The sequence below is a fragment of the Frankia sp. AgKG'84/4 genome, assembly GCF_023242965.2.
Classification (GTDB): Bacteria; Actinomycetota; Actinomycetes; order Frankiales; family Frankiaceae; genus Frankia.
In genome coordinates this window covers 1-17,269 of the sequence record NZ_JALKFU020000055.1, presented here as the reverse complement: position 1 = coordinate 17,269, position 17,269 = coordinate 1, and the positions used below count along the sequence as shown (strand labels likewise).

General features: G+C 71.9%; 14 protein-coding genes. 2 read left to right on the top strand and 12 right to left on the bottom strand.

Translation table 11 applies throughout. The features are described from left to right. Positions 1 to 90: 90 nt before the first annotated feature. The 4 genes from MXD58_RS06395 to MXD58_RS06380 are packed head-to-tail and all read right to left on the bottom strand — an operon-like array spanning position 91 to position 3,885. Positions 91 to 903 carry an SDR family oxidoreductase gene (locus tag MXD58_RS06395; RefSeq protein ID WP_248841203.1) on the bottom strand — a complete coding sequence of 271 codons (813 nt, stop codon included), beginning with the start codon at positions 901 to 903 and terminating at the stop codon, positions 91 to 93. Between the two features lie 3 nt (positions 904 to 906). Then, positions 907 to 1,848 carry a fumarylacetoacetate hydrolase family protein gene (locus MXD58_RS06390; RefSeq protein WP_248841202.1) on the bottom strand — a complete coding sequence of 314 codons (942 nt, stop codon included), beginning with the start codon at positions 1,846 to 1,848 and terminating at the stop codon, positions 907 to 909. A gap of 1 nt (position 1,849) precedes the next feature. After that, positions 1,850 to 2,848, bottom strand: coding sequence for a cyclase family protein (locus MXD58_RS06385; RefSeq protein WP_248841201.1), 999 nt, complete (start codon positions 2,846 to 2,848; stop codon positions 1,850 to 1,852). Continuing rightward, positions 2,845 to 3,885 carry an amidohydrolase family protein gene (locus tag MXD58_RS06380; RefSeq protein ID WP_248841200.1) on the bottom strand — a complete coding sequence of 347 codons (1,041 nt, stop codon included), beginning with the start codon at positions 3,883 to 3,885 and terminating at the stop codon, positions 2,845 to 2,847. Before MXD58_RS06380 ends, MXD58_RS06385 begins: the two co-directional genes overlap by 4 nt. A gap of 118 nt (positions 3,886 to 4,003) precedes the next feature. Here MXD58_RS06380 and MXD58_RS06375 point away from each other — a divergent pair, with 118 nt between their 5' ends. Further along, positions 4,004 to 4,960 carry a LysR family transcriptional regulator gene (locus MXD58_RS06375; RefSeq protein WP_248841199.1) on the top strand — a complete coding sequence of 319 codons (957 nt, stop codon included), beginning with the start codon at positions 4,004 to 4,006 and terminating at the stop codon, positions 4,958 to 4,960. Between the two features lie 83 nt (positions 4,961 to 5,043). On the opposite strand, the gene MXD58_RS06370 is transcribed toward MXD58_RS06375, so the two are convergent. From MXD58_RS06370 to MXD58_RS06355, 4 genes are all read right to left on the bottom strand, one after another. Beyond that, positions 5,044 to 6,165, bottom strand: coding sequence for an FAD-dependent monooxygenase (locus MXD58_RS06370; RefSeq protein WP_248841198.1), 1,122 nt, complete (start codon positions 6,163 to 6,165; stop codon positions 5,044 to 5,046). Between the two features lie 14 nt (positions 6,166 to 6,179). Next, the gene (locus MXD58_RS06365; RefSeq protein WP_248841197.1) at positions 6,180 to 7,118 is read right to left on the bottom strand and encodes a VOC family protein; all 939 of its coding nucleotides are present in this window, start codon (positions 7,116 to 7,118) and stop codon (positions 6,180 to 6,182) included. Further along, a complete protein-coding gene (locus tag MXD58_RS06360; protein WP_248841196.1) occupies positions 7,115 to 7,393 on the bottom strand; it encodes a hypothetical protein in 279 nt (92 codons plus the stop codon). Before MXD58_RS06360 ends, MXD58_RS06365 begins: the two co-directional genes overlap by 4 nt. A 417-nt stretch (positions 7,394 to 7,810) precedes the next feature. Next, entirely contained in the window at positions 7,811 to 12,679 is a 4,869-nt protein-coding gene (locus MXD58_RS06355; protein WP_248841195.1) for a diguanylate cyclase domain-containing protein, read from the bottom strand. A gap of 273 nt (positions 12,680 to 12,952) precedes the next feature. Between MXD58_RS06355 and MXD58_RS06350 the strand changes: the two genes are divergently transcribed. Then, positions 12,953 to 13,852 carry an IclR family transcriptional regulator gene (locus tag MXD58_RS06350; RefSeq protein WP_248841194.1) on the top strand — a complete coding sequence of 300 codons (900 nt, stop codon included), beginning with the start codon at positions 12,953 to 12,955 and terminating at the stop codon, positions 13,850 to 13,852. A 1-nt stretch (position 13,853) separates the two neighbouring features. Here the strand turns inward: MXD58_RS06350 and MXD58_RS06345 are convergent, their stop codons facing one another. The 4 genes from MXD58_RS06345 to MXD58_RS06330 form a co-directional block, all read right to left on the bottom strand. Further along, positions 13,854 to 14,552: a 3-oxoacid CoA-transferase subunit B gene (locus tag MXD58_RS06345; RefSeq protein WP_248841193.1), complete on the bottom strand. Its 699-nt coding sequence runs from the start codon at positions 14,550 to 14,552 to the stop codon at positions 13,854 to 13,856. Continuing rightward, positions 14,549 to 15,265 (bottom strand): 3-oxoacid CoA-transferase subunit A, encoded by a 717-nt coding sequence (locus tag MXD58_RS06340; RefSeq protein WP_248841192.1) that lies wholly within the window; start codon positions 15,263 to 15,265, stop codon positions 14,549 to 14,551. Before MXD58_RS06340 ends, MXD58_RS06345 begins: the two co-directional genes overlap by 4 nt. Positions 15,266 to 15,353: 88 nt before the next feature. Further along, positions 15,354 to 16,559 carry a sugar ABC transporter substrate-binding protein gene (locus tag MXD58_RS06335; protein ID WP_248841191.1) on the bottom strand — a complete coding sequence of 402 codons (1,206 nt, stop codon included), beginning with the start codon at positions 16,557 to 16,559 and terminating at the stop codon, positions 15,354 to 15,356. Positions 16,560 to 16,591: 32 nt separating this feature from the next. Further along, on the bottom strand, positions 16,592 to 17,182 hold the full coding sequence (locus tag MXD58_RS06330) for an ABC transporter permease (RefSeq protein WP_308301916.1): 591 nt from the start codon (positions 17,180 to 17,182) through the stop codon (positions 16,592 to 16,594). Positions 17,183 to 17,269: the final 87 nt, after the last annotated feature.

The window sequence follows — 17,269 nt, the reverse complement described above, 5'->3', positions numbered from 1 at the left end:
CCCTCAGTCATCGCCGCCCGTACCGGCGACCTCAGGTGGCGCGACGATGTGGCTCGGCGCGGGGCGCGGCCGCGGTCGCGGGGCCTTCGCTCAGTCGGTCACCGCGTCGGCGACGGTCGGGGTCGTGGCCGCGAGGCGGCGCACGCCGGCGAGCCAGCGGTCGGGGTCGGCGGCCTTGCGGGCCCAGTACTTGCCGACCTCCGGGTGCGGGAGGATGAGGAACCGCTCCGCCGCCAGCCCGTCGATCACCGACGCCGCCACCTCCTCGGCTGTGATCACCGTGCCGGACGCGGCGACGACGGACGCCGCTGCGCGGCCCTCCCGCAGCGGGTCGAGCAGCAGCGGCGTCGAGACCCCCAGCGGGCACACCACCGCCACCCCGATCCCGCGGTCCCCGTAGGTGACCGACAGCCACTCCGCCAGTGCCACCGCGCCGTGCTTGGTCACGGTGTAGGGGGCGTCGCCGGGGGTGGTGAGCAGCCCGGCGGCCGAGGCCACGGTCAGCAGGAAGCCGCTGCCGCGTTCCAGCATCGACGGGAGCACCGCCCGCGCCGCGTACACCTGGGCGAGCACGTTCACGGCGAAGATCTGCTGCCAGGCCGCCGTGTCGACCTCCACGCCGCCGCCCGCGAAGACACCGGCGTTGGAGCAGAACAGGTCGATCCGCCCGTGCCGGTCCAGCGTGCGTTCCACCAGCCCCGCCACGGCCGCCTCGTCGGTGACGTCGGTGACATCCGCGGTCGCGGGGGTGCCGATGTCGGCGGCCACCGCCTCGGCGAGCGCCTTGTCCCGGTCGCTGACGACGACGGCGGCCGCTCCCTCGGCGACGAAGCGGCGGGCCAGCGCGGCGCCGATCCCACTGCCCGCGCCGGTCACGACGGTGACGGCATCACGTACGTCCATCGTTCACTCTCCCACTCCGATGCGTCGCCGCCCCGCCGGGACCTCGACGGCCGCCGGGCCGGCGACCAGCCGGTTCTGCGTGAATCCGAGCTCCTCGACGTCGAGGCGCACGACGTCGCCCGCGCGCAGCCAGCCCGGCGCGGTGTCGGGATTCGTCCGGCGGATCTCCGCGAGGCAGCCGGTTCCGCACGTGCCCGACCCGAGGACGTCCCCCGGGCGCACCACCGTGCCCCGGGAAGCGTAGGCGACGAGCTCGGGGAACGACCAGGACATGTTCGACGTGACGTCGCCGCCGGTGCGCACGCCGTTGAGGTGCACCTCGGTGCGCAGCGCCAGCAGCCCGTCCTCGACGCGGTCGGCGAGCTCGTCGGCGGTGACCAGCCACGGCCCGAGGGTGATCGCCGAGTCCTTCGACTTCGACGGGCCCATGGGGAAACGCATCTCGCGGACCTGCAGGTCCCGTCCCGACCAGTCGTTGAAGATCGTGTAACCGAGGATGTGGTCGGCGGCGGCCCGCGGGCTCAGGTCCGAGCCGGCCCTGCCCACGACGACGCCGACCTCGAGCTCGTAGTCGAACTCCCGGACCCGCGGCGGTATCCGGACCTCAGCGTACGGGGCGGTGATCGCCGCCGGGTTGGAGAAGTAGAACAGCGGCTCCTCGTACCACTCGGTCGGCACCGAACCGGCGAGCTCGGCGAGGTGCCGTTCGTAGGTGAGGAAGTCCCGCACGCTCGGCGGCGTGAGCAGCGGCCCGAACGTCGCCGCCGCCACCGGCACCGCGTCGCCGTGGCGCACCCGGCGCGCGACGTCGGCGAGTGCCTCCGCGCCGCCGTCGATGACCTGGGCCATCGTGGGGCCGCCGGCGTCGAGCAGGCGGATGACATCGTCGTCGAGGACACCGACGCGGGGGCGTCCGTCCGCGTCCAGCAGGGTCGTCAGGCGCATCTCACTTCACCGCCACGGGGTTGACCGGAGAGCCGACGGCGCCGGTGAACGGCAGCGGCTGCGCGGCGAGGAGGAACTCGTGGACGCCGTCGCGGGCGCAGTCCGCGCCCAGCTCGTCGAGGTCCCACATCTCGCCGAGCAGTAACCCCAGGTGCGGCAGCGCCACCTGGTGCAGCGGCTGCATGGCGTCGGGCCACTCGTTGGGCCGGACCTCCACCCCCCACGTGTCGGTGGCGATGGCGGCGATCTCGGTGTCGTGCAGCCAGCCGAGGGTCTCGAACGACAGGCCCGGCGCGGGCCCGCCGGCATAGGCCCCCCAGCCGTTACCGGCGGCGACGCCGCGCCGCGCCCGGGTGAGCTGCCCCGTGCGGATCAGCACGATGTCGCCGCGGCCCACCGCCGAGGTCGGTCCCTGCACCCGGATCGTCTCCCGCAGCTCGGCGCTGGTGATCGGGAAACCGTCCGGCAGCTCACCGCGGGTGCCGAAGGCCCGGCCGACGTCGAGCAGCACACCCCGGCCGACGAGCGGCGCGGCGACGTGCTCGATGCCGGTGACGAGGTCGCCCTCGCTGGTGACGGTCTCGCGGGCGACCCGGCCGTTCCAGGCGACGCCGTGGTCGAAGCAGTGGCCCAGACCGTCCCACTGGGTGGAGCACTGCAGGGGCATGAACACCATGTCGTCGGCGACGGACAGCCCGTGCGGCAGGCCCATCTGCTCCGCCGTGTCCATGCCGGTCGAGGTCATGGTGTGCACCGGGTTGACCCGGCGCTTCCAGCCGAACTGCGGGCCGTTCTCGTCGAAGGGCAGGGCCAGGCTGAACGACCGGCCGTGGCGGGCGAGCCCGGCGGCCGCGGCGCGTAAGGGCTCGTCGAGGAAGTTGACGGTGCCGCGTACGTCGTCGGCGCCCCAGCGGTTCCAGTTGCTGAGACGTTTCGCGGCCGCGGCGATGGCCGCCTCCGGATCGGTGCCGAACTCGGCGGTGATGTCGTGCGTCGTCATCGCTGCGCTCCGGGGATGAGGAGACCGGAAGGGACGGTCAGACCGAGCAGCCGCGCGGCGTTGGCGCCGCGGATCGCCTCGGTGGTGGCGGGGTCGAGACCGGCGGCCTCCAAGCGGTCCACCGGATCCTCGACACCCATGTCGAAGGGGTAGTCGCTGCCGAGGGTGACCTGGCCGGCGCCCATCACCCGGACCAGATGCCGCAGCTGGTCGGGTTCGTAGACCAGGGAGTCGACGAAGGTGCGGCGCAGCAGCGCCGACGGGGGCTCGGCGGTCGTGCGGGCGTCGGCGCCGCGCACCGCCCAGGCGTGGTCGGCGCGCACGACGTAGCTGGGCAGGTAGCCGCCGCCGTGCGCGGACCAGATCCGCAGGTCCGGGTGGCGTTCCAGAACACCCGAGAACAGCAGGCGGGACAGCGCGAGCGCCGTCTCGGTCGGGTTGCCGACGCTGTTGAACAGGTAGTAGGCGTTGAGCCGCTCGCCGAGCGTGCAGCCCCACGGATGGATCAGGACGGCCGCGCCGAGCCGCTCCGCCGCCGCCCAGAACTCCGCCAGCGACGGGTCGTCGAGTTCCCGACCCGGCCCGGCGGACGTCGAGATCTGCACCCCGCGCATCCCCAGCTCGCCGACCGCCGTCTCCAGCTGGCGCACCGCCAGGTCGGGATGCTGCAGCGCGACGGTGCCGATGGGCAGCAGCCGGGCGGCGTCCTTCGCGCAGAACGCCACGACGGACTCGTTGCTCGCCGCGACGATCCGCTCGGCCAGCGCCCGGTCGGCCCAGGCGTGCGGCAGTGGCACGGCGCTCACCGCCTGGAGGTCGACCCGCGCGGCGTCCATCGCGGCAAGGCGCAGGTCCAGGTCGGACAGTCGCGGCGCGAGCGCGCCGATGAGCGCCAGGTTGGCCCGCAGCGACGCGGGGCCGAGCGTGGCCGCGTCCGCCGCGCGCTGGCGCGCCAGCCCCGGGTCGCCCTCGATCAGGGCGTCGACCTCGGGGACGGCGACGTGCGCGTGGACGTCGATGGCGGGTACGGAGGGCACCGGATCACTCCTTGCGGGTCGGCAGGGACGGAGGAACAGCCCGGGAGCTTGGGGTATTTGACAGTCGCTTCCCCCATGTTTCAGGGTGTGACCGGCATCACCGAATTGCGGAGGGTCTGTGAATCTTGGACAGCTGGATCTGAACCTGCTGGTCGTGCTCGACGCGTTGTTACGCGAGAAGAACGTGACCCGGGCGGCGGAAAGTCTGCACCTGTCCCAGCCCGCCACCAGCACGGCGCTCGCCCGCCTGCGGCGCGCCCTGGGCGACGACCTGCTCCGTCGCAACGGCCGCTACCTCGAGCTCACCCCCCGGGCGGAGTCGCTCATCGAACCGGTGCGTGAGGTACTGGCGACGATCGAGCAGACGATTGTCCGGCCGCAGACCTTCGACCCCCTGACCGACTCGCGCCATTTCGCGGTCATCGGCAGCGACTACATCGGCGCGACCCTGCTGCGGCCGCTGATCGCCCGCCTCGTCGGGCTCGCCACCGGGCTGCAGGTCGACGCCGCTCCCGTCGGCGTGCGCTTCATCGAGGCGCTCAACCGCGACGAGGTCGACATCGCGATCCTGCCCGACCGGATCGTCGGCCCGGACGCGATCCCGGACTGCTCGCGCCAGCCTGTCATCGTCGAACGGTTCGTCGGCGTGGTGTGGCGCGAGCATCCGCACGTCGGCGAGCGCCTCACCGCCGACCTGCTGGCCCACTCGCCCTACCTCGGCTATGTCACGTCGGGCGAGCGTTCCTTCGTCGAGGGCGACCTCGACGCCGCCGGCTGCCCGCGCCGGGTCGCGGCGACCTCCAGCAGCATGGTGACCATGGCGTTCCTGCTCGCCGGCACGGACCTCGTGGCGCTGCTGCCGGAACGGCTGGCCAGCCGGGTAGCCGCGGCGGCGGAGATCCGGATCCTGGAGCCCGAGATGCCGTTGCAGCCGCTGCGCGAGTCGGCGTTCTGGCACCCGCGGCGCGACCGGGACCCCGGCCACGTCTGGCTGCGCCAGCAGCTGTTCGCGGTCGCCCGCGCCGAGTTCCCGGACGCCGCCGGCGACGTGGTGGGGTGCGGCGCCCGCCCCTGACCCAGCGGACATCAGGGACCCGGCGGACATCAGGGACCCAGTGGACATCAGGGACCCAGTGGGCATCAGGGACCCAGTGGGCATCAGGCGGGCTCGCTGGTGAGCGCGGCGATGCTGCCGATGAGGGCCGCGACATCGCCCTGTTCCTGCGTCAGCTGCCAGCGCGCGAGCCGCGTCGAGGCCTCCACCACCGCCGCGACGCGGGCGAAGCGGCGGGCGGTGAAGCCGCGCAGCAGCGCGTCGTCGACACGCCCGGCCCCCGTGAGCGTCTCGGCGAGTACGGCGGCGTCCTCCAGCGCCATCGCGCCGCCCTGCGCGAGCGTGGGCGGGCAGGTGTGCACGGCGTCGCCGATGAGGACGACCCGGCCGCGATGCCAGGGCGCGGGCAGCAGGTGCTCCTCCGCCCAGGTGTAGTTGATCTTGTCTGGGTCGGTGATGGACTTCCGGATCTGGTCCCAGGGGCCGTGGTAGGCGGCGGTGAGCCCGCGGACGATGTCAATCTTCTCGGCGTCGGTGACGGCAGTGCGGTCCTGCGCGTCCTCGGCCAGGAAGGCGTAGAGCGACGACGCCGACGTCGGGGTGTAGCCGGCCACGTAGCAGGGGCCGCCGTAGTAGGCCTCGCTCGTCACGACCTCCGGGGGCCGCGGCGCGAAGACCCGCCAGATGCCTATCCCGACTGGCCGCGTCCGCAGCCGCACCCCCAGCAGCCGGCGCACCGAGGACCGCAGCCCGTCCGCGCCGATCACCAGGTCGTAGCGGCCGGTCGAGCCGTCGCTCAGCGACACCTCGACGCCCCCGTCGTCCTGGGCCAGGCTGTCGACCGTCACGGCGAACCGGGCCTTGACCCCGGCGCTGGCGGCCCGGTCCACCAGGATGCGGGCCAGGTCAGGTCGGTACATTCCCATCGAGGCGGGCAGGTCAGGACCGCCGGAGCGGTGCTCGGCGAGTTCCGCGACCACGCTCGCCGCGGCATCCGGCGCGCGCAGGAGCAGCCCGTCCGCCGGCCAGCCTCGCGCCAGGCACTCGGTCAGGACGCCAAGCTGGCGAAGCACCCGCAGCGCGTTGCCCTGTAACGTGATGCCGGAGCCGAGCGCGGTCACGTCCGGCCTGATCTCGACGAGGTCGACGCGCACGCCGGCGTCGGCGAGCAGAGCCGCGGCGGCCGCACCCGCGGTGCCGGCCCCGACAACCAGAACGCTGTCCACAGCGGGCACCGGGTTCACAGCGGCGGCGCGACGAACACGCCGCGGTCGAGATCGTTGAAGCACTCCTTGGCCAGCTGCTCGTCGAAGGGATTCGCCGTCCCCCACTGGTCCTGGTTCTGCTCGTGCGCGATGTCGTAGACGGCGGGATGCCAGCGGTCCTCGTCGACGATCTCCAGCTCGGTGGTGTATTCCACCGTGTTGCCGCTCGGGTCGAGGAAATAGCTGAAGGTGTTGTCGCCGGCCTTGTGTCGGCCCGGACCCCAGATCATCCGGGTTCCGGCGCGCAGGGCCCGGCCCGTTCCGCGCATGTACTCGTCCAGGCCGCGCAGCTCGAAGGAGACATGGTGCAGCGAGACGTGCGGTCCCTTGGCGATGGCCAGGCTGTGATGCTGCGGATTGCAGCGCATGAACTTCATCAGTTCGCCGATGTAGGGGTGGGAGAGCTCGTCGGACAGGGCGAAACCGAGATGCTGTTCGAAAAACGCCTGCGTGCGCGAGATATCGGGGGAGTTCACCACCACGTGGGAAAGCCGCACCGGAATTGACTCCCCCTCCTCGATCGCCCGGTGCTGGCGGGTCTCGACGTCGGCGGAGACCTCGATGGTGCGGCCGTCGACGTCGAAGAAACGGAAACCGTAACCGCCGCCGGCGGTGCGCAGCGCGCCCGGCTCCCCGATGAGCCGCACGTCGGCGGCGCCGAGCCGCTCGGCCAGCGTGTCGACGTCCGCCGGTGTCGCGGCGCCGAACGCGAGCAGATCGAGGCGCTTGTCCGTGTCCCGGCGCAGCCGCACGACGTACTGCTCGGGCGACCCCTCGGCGGCCAGGAACACGACGCCGTCCTCCTGCGCGACCGGGCTCAGGCCCCATACGGAGGTGAAGAATTCGAGCTGTCGGTCGAAGTCGGGCACCGCCAGGGCGACGTGCCGCAGGTGCGTGATCAGACGGGTGGTCATGGTCGTGTTCCGTTCTGCTTGAGCACGGCGGTCTCGGCGACGCAGCGGTTGGACCGGGCGTCGAGGCCGGTGATGGTCGAGTCCGTGACGTCACCCGCGCGTAGCAGCCGCCCGCGCAACGTCGACACTGTGGAGCCGTACGCCGCCAGCGGGCGCACCGCCGAGAGGTCGAGCGCCCGGTCGCGGGCGACGAGCGCCGGGAAGGGGCCGCCGCCGGGATCGGTGAGGCGGGCCAGTGCCCATGGCCCCGTATGGTCGATCCTCGGGACAGACATCACGATCGCGTCGACTCCTTCGTTGGGCGCGTCACCACGTGGCGCCTCGCCAGGATCTGCCGGAAACAGCCTCCGGCGGAAACTCACCCTGTGAATACCGACAATCAACGCGACGAATATCGGCCGTTCTCCTGATGTTCCGTCGGGCTGCGGCCAGTGTCCCGCCCACAGTGGCGCTCGCCGTTGTCTCGCCGCCGAGGTGCCCTCGCGAGCAGCCGCCGCTCACGGTGTTGGGATTACCCGGCGCCGATATCCGCGATCTCGGCGCGCCGACGGACTCGCGGTGCCGCAATGTGCGGGGCACGGTCCGGCTGTACGTGAAGCAGGCCGAGGTGGTCCGGGCCGCCTGTGGCATGGGATTCCTCGGCCTCCGGCGACCCGAGTGCTACGAGCGGATGCTGAACGCCCTCATCGCCACTAGCCACCGGCCGCCTCGACCTGGTCGCGGCCGTGCCGTTTGGCCCGGTACAGCGCCTCGTCGGCGAGGTCGACGAGGCGCTGCTGGTGGTCGTCGGCGCAGGGGGTGAGCGACGCGAAGCCGACGCTGATGGTCACGATGTGGGCGCGGACCGCCGGGTGCGGCTCGGCGAGGTCCGCCACGGCGCGGCGCAGCCGCTCGGCCCGGCGGCCGGCCTCCTCGGCATCGGTGCCGGGCATGACGACGGCGAATTCCTCACCGCCGTAACGGGCGGCCAGGTGCCCGGCGCCGGCGTTCGCGGCGAGGCGGGCGGCGACCTTCTCCAGACAGCGGTCGCCGGCGGCGTGCCCGAGGTGATCGTTGTAGCGCTTGAAGAAATCGATGTCGATCATCGCGAGGGCGATCGGGACGTGCTGGCGCCGCGCCCGCGTCCAGGCGGTGCTGAGGAAGTCCTCGAGGTGGCGCCGGTTGGCCAGCCCGGTCAGCGGATCGGTCCGGGAGAGCAGCTCGAGTCGGTGGTTGGCGGTGGCGAGCTGGTGGGTGCGGTCGGCGACCTTGTGTTCCAGGGAGGCGTAGAGCTGGGCGTTGTCGAGGGAGACCGCGAGCTGCTTGGCGATCATCAGAATGCCGTCGAGGCGTTCGACGGAGAACGCGTCGCGGATCATCCGGTTCTCCAGCAGGAGCACGGCCCGCGCCGCGGCGCGGATCACGATGGGAACGGCCAGCACGGAGCAGCGGTCGAGGTCGGTGAGGTACGGGTCGCGGTGGAACCGGTCGTCGCCGGTGGCGTCGGCGGCGACGACGGCCGTCAGCGTGCGTTCGCAGTACCGCACGACCGAGGACGGCAGGAGTCGCCGTCGGCTGGCCTCCACGAGGGAGATCATGACGCCGGAGCCGGACGGGACCGACCAGCTGCCGTCCTCCTCGTCGCGGAGCACGAGGTGGACCGCGGTCGCGCCCGTCATCTCCGAGAGGATTCCGACGACCCGCGCGCGCAGACCGTCGATGCTGGTCTCGGAGCTCAGGGCCTGGGAGGCGGCGACGATGCCGAGCAGGTCGATGCTGCCGGCGCCAAGGGTGAGGCTGGCCGCGGGCGCCGTGGTGGACGGCACGTCGGGCAGGGTCGGGTAGGCCCAGTCGAGCTGGTTGACCTTCGCGTGCGCACCCCAGGCGAGGTACTCGCGCCTGGCCGCGGCGAGCAGCCGGCCGCCGACGTCGCGAAGTCCGTGGGCGAGGTAGAAGCGGGCCGCGTGCTCGAGGATCAGCGCCCGGTGCCAGGGCCGGTCGCGCGTGCGGGACTCGCTCTGCGCCGCGTCGAACAGGTAGGCCGCCTGCGGGAAGTCACCGACCGTCCAGGCACGTTCGGCCTCCATCAACCGCAGCAGGTGGCGGAAGTTGACGGGCGCGTCGCTCGCCAGTTCGGACACCTGGCCGATCAGCTCGTCCAGCGTGGTGAGCAGGGCGTCGCGCCGCGCGCGGTCCACCACCCGGCGGGCCCGCCCGGCAAGCGAGAGGGCGCGCAGTACCCGGGTCACCGACACGGCGTAGCTCGTCTCGACCGTCGGCTGGGCCGGGAACACCGCTTCGGTGTGCCGGGCCAGGTCTTCGGGGCGGGTGAGGATCGCCGCCCCGAGCGCCTGGGTGACGTGCAGGCTGACGGTGGCATGTGAGTTCTCGGCCAGCAGGCTGAGCCTGGCCGCCTCGTCCGCCGCCGTCTCGGTGCACTCGGCCCGCAGGATCCGCACCAGGTGGCGCAGCGGCCGGATGGTGTCGGCGGCGAGGGTGTTGCCGGTCCGCGCGCTGAACGTCAGTGCGTTGTCGATCTCAGCGGCGACCAGGTCGAGGGAGGGCGCGCAGTCCAGCAGGTTCTGGATCAGCGGGTAGTAGGTCCAGCAGGCCAGCTGCAGATCGCCCGCCTGGATCAGGCCTTCCAGCGTGCGCCGCGCCGCGGCCACGTTGTGCTCGAGGGAGCCGAAGCGGTGGCCGGCGCCGACGGCGTACAGGAACTCCAGGCGCCAGGTGGCGGCCGTGTAGCCGCGTGCGCGGCCGACCTCGAGGGCGCGCCGCACGATGCGGTAGCCGGTCTGGTAGTCGTTCCTGCGGGTCAGGGTGACGATGGGCATCAGCCCGGCGGGGACGAGCAGGTCGGGCGCCGGGCCGCGCTGCGCCCACAGCTGCATCGACCGCACGCTCAACCAGGCCATCGTGTCCAGGTCGCCGAAGAACGCCGGCAGTGAGAGCCCGCCGAGAACCTTGGTGATATCGCTCTGGTCGGGATCGTAGCCAGCGGCCTGGGCCAGGTCATCGGCCGCGCTGGTCCGCTCGAACCAGCGGTAGAGTTCGTCGAGGGCGCGGTCGATCTCGCCACCGAGGTCCGCGGGGGCGGGAATCGCCACGCCGAGTCTGGCCAGGTGGTCGAGGCCGATCCGCATCGCCTTGTCCGCGAGGCCGCGGCTGTTGAGGCTGCTGATCTGCACGGCGACGGCCGCAGTGTACTGGCGCGTCGGCGGGTCGAGCTGGCCGATGTCGCGGAAGACCCCGTCGGCTTCCTCCAGCCGGCCGAGGTTGGTCAGGGAGACGTGTCGCCGCAGGTACAGATCGATGAGCCCGGCGGTGTCCGCCGGGTCGGCGAGGCGCACCGCCGCGCTCAGGAGCCGCTCGGCCAGCGCGTGGTTGGCCGCCACTGTCAACTCGTCCGCGGCGCGCCGGAACAGCCCCGCCGCCACGCGCCGCTCCGCCGGGGCGAGCACCGCGTCGGTGACGTGCTGGTACTGCTCGGCCGCGGCGGCGAAGTACGCGGGTCGCCGCGCGAGTCGCCGGGCCACGCGCAGCCGTCGGACGTGCCGTTGCTCGGCGGTGAGCGCACCCAGCAGGGCCTCGTGTGTGCGGTCGTGGTGGAACCGCACACTCTGGTGGTCGTCGGGTTCGAGGACCAGCAGGCCTTCGGCGAACGCGGGAGCGAGCCGGCGCTCCACCTCGCCCGGTGTCAGGCTGGTCGCCGCGGCGAGCAGGTCCGTCTCCACCCGGCCGGCCAGGCAGGCGAGCACGCTCACGACCTCGGTAGTGGCCGCTGGCAGCGCCGCCATCCGGCTCGCCAGCAGCGCCGTCATGTCCACCGAGTCCAACCGGGCGCGTAGTTCGGCCGGATCCCATCCCCACCCGCTGTCGCCAGCGGTCAGCAGCCGGTCGTGACGAAGCGTGTTGACCAGCTCGACCGTGTCGTAGGGATTGCCGCGGGTGGCAGGCGCGATCAGCCGGGCCAACTCCGCCGCGGGCTGGGGATCCAGGTGCAGCAGGTCGGCGAGGAGGCCCGACTGCCCTTCGGGCGCCAGAGCACCCAGCCGTAGCTGACGGGGGCCGGGGAGCTGGGAGCGCCAGCGGGCGAGCATCGGCGTCAGCGGATGGGTGGCGTCGACGTCGCCTTCCCGGTACGCGGCGACGAGCAGCAGGCCGTCGACCCGTTCCACGCCGCTGAGGATCTGTTCGACGGTGCCCAGCGGGGTGCGACCGGCCCACTGCAGATCGTCGACGAAGAGCACCACCGGCCGCTTCGGGCTCGCGATGGCGCGCAGCACCTCGACCGCGCCGTGCTGGATACGCCCGGGAGTCGTCAGCGGATCGCCCGGCTCCGGATCGACCTTCAGCAGCGCCTTCAACTCGGGCACGACGGCCGCGGCCAGCCCGGCGTTGGGCCCGAGCGTGCTGAGCAGCCGTTCGCGGATCTCGGCCAGGTCACTGTCGGGTTCGGCCAGCAGGGGGCGGATCAGCGCGCGGAACGCCTGCCTGACCCCGTCATACTCCAGGTCGCGGCGGTACTGGTCGAACTTGCCGGCAACGAACCAGCCGTTGACCCCGGCCACGATCGGCCGCAACTCGTTGACCAGCGCGGTCTTACCCACCCCGGGCGCGCCGCTGACGAGCAGCCCGGTGCACCGCCCGGCGAGGGCGTCGAGGAACGCCGTCCGCAGCTCGCCGATCTCCTCGTCGCGCCCGGCCAGCCGGGACGGTGCCATCGTCCGCGCCGGGATGTCGAGCGCGCCGGGACGGGTCATCGCCTCGCCGCGGCGCAGCGCCGCGAGATCACGCAGCAGCCCGTCGGCGCTCTGGTACCGGTCGTCCGGCTCCTTCTCGAGCAGATGCATGATGATCGCCGACAGGCTCGCCGACACCGCGGGATTGCGCGTCGCCGGGGCGACGGGCACCCGGGCGAGATGATCATGCATGATGCGCAGCGGGTCACCCGTGCCGAACGGCGGCCCGCCGGTCGCGAGTTCGTAGAGGGTCGCCCCGAGTGCGTACAGGTCGGCGCGCTGGTCCACCGGGCGGGCGGTCCGCCCGGTCTGCTCCGGCGCCAGGTACGCCAGTGTGCCGGCGACCTCGCTGGGATGGACGAACCGCGGCTGGACGGACACCAGGGTGGTGGCGAGCGCGAAGTCGACCAGGTGCGGTGCGCCGTGCTCCCCGCTCATCACGATGTTCGCGGGGCTGATGTCGCGGTGCACCACCCCGCGATGGTGGATCTCGGCCACGGTGCGGGCGAGTGATTCGGCCGTGGCGAGCAGCGTGGCCTGGGCCAGCGGGGTCGTCCGTGCTGACAGCGCGGGCCCGCCGACGTCTGCCAGCAGGATCGCGTTGTCGTCCTGCTCGGGGCCGGCGGTCGGGTGCGCCATGCCCTCGATGCCGGACAGGCGGTCGAGGATCTCGGTCTCGTGGCGGGCCCGCTGCGGCCCGCCGTTCGCCAGCGCCTCCTTGCGGATAACCGTGCGCGTCGAGAGGACCAGGCGGGTGACGCGGGACCGGGTCGACTCGTGCACCAGCTCGGTTCGCAATATCACCGCCGGATCCGACGTACTGCCCTGTAATCCCATCCGCGCACCCCCGGTTCGGATCGCGGCCCCACATGTTCCAGTCTGCCCGCGATCATGACAGTGCCAACCATTGCCCCGGGAGCCGCATTCGGCGCCGGTTTCTATGGCTTCGGCACGTTGCGGCCCTATTATCCCGACGACTATCCCGGCCGGCGAAGCGGTGGGGGGTGATCTGGTTTACGGCAACGTGCTATGTTATCCAGACTTTTATGGGTGTTTGCGGACGTCTCCGTGGGTGCTGTAATCACCCTGAGTGCACGCCGGAGGGAATGGGTGGATGGTCGAATTTGGGGAGTCTGTAGGCATTCGGCGGTCATCGCATCCGACCCGTCGGTCGCACGCGCGCTGACAGTGGCCGCGGACCTGCGGGCGTCGGGCGTACGACCGGCCGGTGGCGGCGCCGCGAGCCCACGCCGCGGCGAGACCGGGCCGGTGATCCGGCGGGCCACCCAGCTGCTGACCGCCTTCACGCCGAACCGTTCGGCGCTGACGCTGACCCAGCTCGCGCGACGGGCCGGCCTGCCCCTCACCACGACCCACCGCCTCGCCGGCGAGCTGGTCGAGAACGGTCTGCTGGAACGGGACTGCGCCGGGGCGTTTCACATCGGCCTGCGGCTGTGGGAGATCGCGTCCCTGGCGCCCCGCGGGCTGGGGCTGCGCGAACTCGCGCTGCCCTACATGGAGGATCTCTTCGCGGTCGTCCAGAACAACGTCCAGCTCGCCGTGCGCGACGGCGTCGAGTCCGTCTGGATCGAACGCCTCGGCGGGTGCAACGCGGTCCCGCTGCTGACCCGCGTCGGTGGACGCTTCCCGCTGCACCCGACCGGCGCCGGCCGGGTGCTGCTCGCCCATGCTCCGGCGGAGCTGCAGGAGGAGGTGCTCGCCGCGCCGCTCGCCCGCTACACGCCCCTGACCATCACCGGGCCGAGGGAGCTGCGGTGCCTGCTCGCCGACGTTCGGGCGCACGGTTTCGCCGTCAACGATCGCCAGGTCAGCCCGGACACGTTCTCGGTCGGCGCGCCGGTGCGCGGCGCGACGGGGGACGTCGTCGCCGCGGTCTCGGTGGTGGTGCCGGCGAGTTCGGCGTGCACGGCGGCGCTCGTGCCGGTCGTCCAGGCGACCGCACGCGCCATCTCGCGGGCCGTGTGCGCGGCGGCGCCCGGCGAGGACTGACTCAGCGCGGTGGCGCCGCGTCGCCGGTTCCGTCGAGCAGGGGCAGTCCGGTCAGCTCGCGCAGCTCCTCGACCGTGGCGTCGAAGGTGGCGGTGACCGTCACCGTCGGCGACTGCGCGTCGCTGGCCAGGACGAAGATCGCGAGGTCGGTGTAGACGCGGCGCACGCAGCCCACCCCGGTGAGCGGATAGGTGCAGGTCCCGACGAGCTTGGCGTTCCCCTGCCGGTCGAGCAGGGTCATCATCACGAAGGTCTGCTTCGCGCCGATCGCGAGGTCCATCGCCCCGCCGACGGCGGGAATGTCCTGCGCCCGCCCGGTGTGCCAGTTCGCCAGGTCGCCCGCCGCCGAGACCTGGTAGGCACCGAGCACGCACACGTCGAGATGCCCGCCGCGCATCATCGCGAAGGAGTCGGCGTGATGGAAGTAGGACGCGCCGGGCCGCTCCGTGACCGGCACCTTGCCGGCGTTGATCAGGTCGGGGTCGATGTCGTCGCCCGTCGCCTCCGGGCCCATCCCGAGCATGCCGTTCTCGGTGTGCAGCGTGACCTCGTCCTGCGGGTGCAGGTAGGCGCTGACCATCGTGGGCAGGCCGATGCCCAGGTTGACGTAGGAACCGTGGGGGATGTCGCGCGCGGCCGCCCGGGCGATCCCGGCGCGGTCCAGGCCGCGCCGGCCGGTGGCGGAGACTGCCTCGGTCACGTCGCCGCTCCCGTCGTGTGCAGCGCGCCGTCGCGCGCGCCGCTGGTGGCTCCGACCGCGACCATCCGGTCGACGTAGATGCCCGGGGTGACGACGTTCTCCGGGTCGAGGTCGCCGGCGGGGACGATCCGGGTGACCTCGGCGACCGTCGTCGTCGCCGCGGCTGCCATGATCGGGCCGAAGTTGCGGGCGGTGCGGCGGTAGGTGAGGTTCCCGTGCTCGTCGGCGACGTGCGCCCGGATGAGGGCGAAGTCCGCGCGCAGCGGGTATTCGAGGACGTGGTGGCGCCCGTCGATCTCCCGGGTCTCCTTCCCGGCGGCGAGCAGCGTGCCGTAGCCGGTCGGGGTGTAGAAGGCGCCGATGCCGGCGCCCGCGGCGCGGATCCGCTCGGCGAGGTTGCCCTGGGGCACCAGCTCCAGCTCGATCTTTCCCGCGCGGTACTTCTCGTCGAAGTGCCACGAGTCGGTCTGGCGGGGGAAGGAACAGATGACCTTGCGGACGCGGTCCGCCGCGATCAGCCGCGCGAGGCCGACCTCGGCGCTGCCGGCGTTGTTGTTCACGACGACCAGGTCCCGCGCGCCGCGCTCCAGCAGCGCCTCGATCAACGCCACCGGCTGCCCGGCCTCGCCGAACCCACCGATCATCACCGTCGCGCCGTCGGGTATCCCGGCCACCGCGTCAAACGGTGCGGTCACGATCTCGACCACACTCATCCCTGCGTCTCCTCTCGATCGGCCTCAGGCCGATCGGCCGTCCCGGGTCGGGTGACCCGCGGCGGCCGACCGGTCGGCGACGCTGTCCTCAGGACGGCAGTCCCCACGCCGCCCGGAAGACCTTGCTCCAGGTGTCACCGCCAACGAGCGTGCCGTCGTCGATCGCCGCCTGGGACAGGGCCACGCCGTGAATGTTCGTCTCATCGAAGATGCGGTAGGGCGTGTTCAGCCGAACCCACGGCGTCGCGCCGGTCAGGACCCGAATGGTCTGGTCGAGCACAGCCCACGCGGCGTAGCTCGGGCTCACCTGGACGTCGGCCCGCTGGAACTGTCCGCTCGACACCCGCTGCAGCGCGGCCAGGTCACCGATGGCGCCGACGAGTTTGATGTTCTTGCCGCGCGGCGAGTTCTGCAGCCCGGGAACCACGTACTGGACGTTTGCGTCGAACTCGGACAGGACATAGTTGATCTTTGTGTCCTTGAGCAGTGCGGTGCTCACCTGCGTGCCGAGGCCGCCGAACTGCGCGGCCGTGACATTGATGGTCTGGACCCGGCAGTCCGGGCAGTTCTTGGTGAAGGTCGGCGTGACGTAGTCCGTGATGTACTTGATCTGCAAGGGCGTATCGTTCTGCTGCACGAGGAGAACGTTGGCCTTGCCGCCGGAGTCGGCGATTATCCAGTTGGCGGCGGCCTGCAGCATCGTCGGTCCGCCGGTGCCAGCGTAGGTGACGCCGTTCGCCGGGGGAAGGTCCTCCGCCTCGGCGGAGATGATCTGGACACCCGCGCCCTTCAGCGCGGCGGCGCCCTGGCCGATGAGGTCGACGGGAATGTTGTCGAGCACGATCGCGTCATAGTGCTGGCTGATCGCCTGGGTCACGCACGCGCCGATGTTCGCGGGGGTGAAGTTCCCGTCGCAGCCGTCGATCGAGACGCCCGGGTCGGACGCCGCTGACCGCATCGCTTTCAGGACGGTCTGGAAGTAGGGAATCTTGAGGCTGATCGCCGTGTAGAGAACCTTCTTTCCCTTGGCCTTCTCGATCTGCTTGACGGGCGTCAGATCCGCGGTGAAGGTCTGCTTGTCGAGATGCGCGCTGATCGCCTGCCGGGCGGCGGTGGCACCCGGGGCGCTCGCGGACCCCGGGGCGCTGGTGGACCCCGGGGCGCTGGTGCTCGGGCCGGCGGACGACGACCCGCAGCCGGCCGCGGTGAGGACCACCGCGAGGGGTAACGCCGCGGCGAGCAGGGATCGGCGTGGCCGGCGCGAACCGGCTGGCCGGCGGGACGTTGAGGACATGGAACTACTCCTTGGTGAGGCCGGAGGCCTGCTCAGGCGGCGCCGACCCGGCGTCGCAAAAGGGTGGACACGGTCACCGCGAGAACCAGCGAGGCCCCGAAGAAGAAATCGCTGATCCACCCCGAGAGGCCGAGGATCTGTAGGCCGACGATGCCCGTGTAGAGAAAGAAGACGGCAACCCACGTGCCGACCGGATTGAACCGCCCGGGCACGATGATCGCAGTGCCGAGAAAGGTGGCGGCGAGTGCGGGAAGCAGGCTCGCGGTCGAGCTGACCGGGTCGAAACCGCCGAGGTTCGCGGCCATCAGCATGCCGCCGAGCCCGGAGAGCAGCCCGGAGAAGACGAAGGCGCCGAAGCGGATGCGCTTCACGTTGACGCCGGCGAGCCGCGCCACCTCGCTGTTCGCGCCCACGAACGTCATGTGCTTTCCCAGGGGCGTGGCGAACAGCACGTAGGTCAGTACGACCACCAGCGCGACGCCGTAGAAGAACAGCAACGGCAGGCCGCCGACCTGTGTCGTGGCGATGTCCGAGAACCCGAACGGCAGCCCGTTGACCGACGTCAGGTGGGAGATCCACAGCGCCACCCCGATCAGCGCCGTGGCCATCCCGAGGGTGGTGATGATGGGATCGGATAATGCCCCGTGGAGTGGTGTAGATCGGTTCGCGTTCCGCTCTGCGTCTTTCGCTATTATGCGGCCTGAATATCG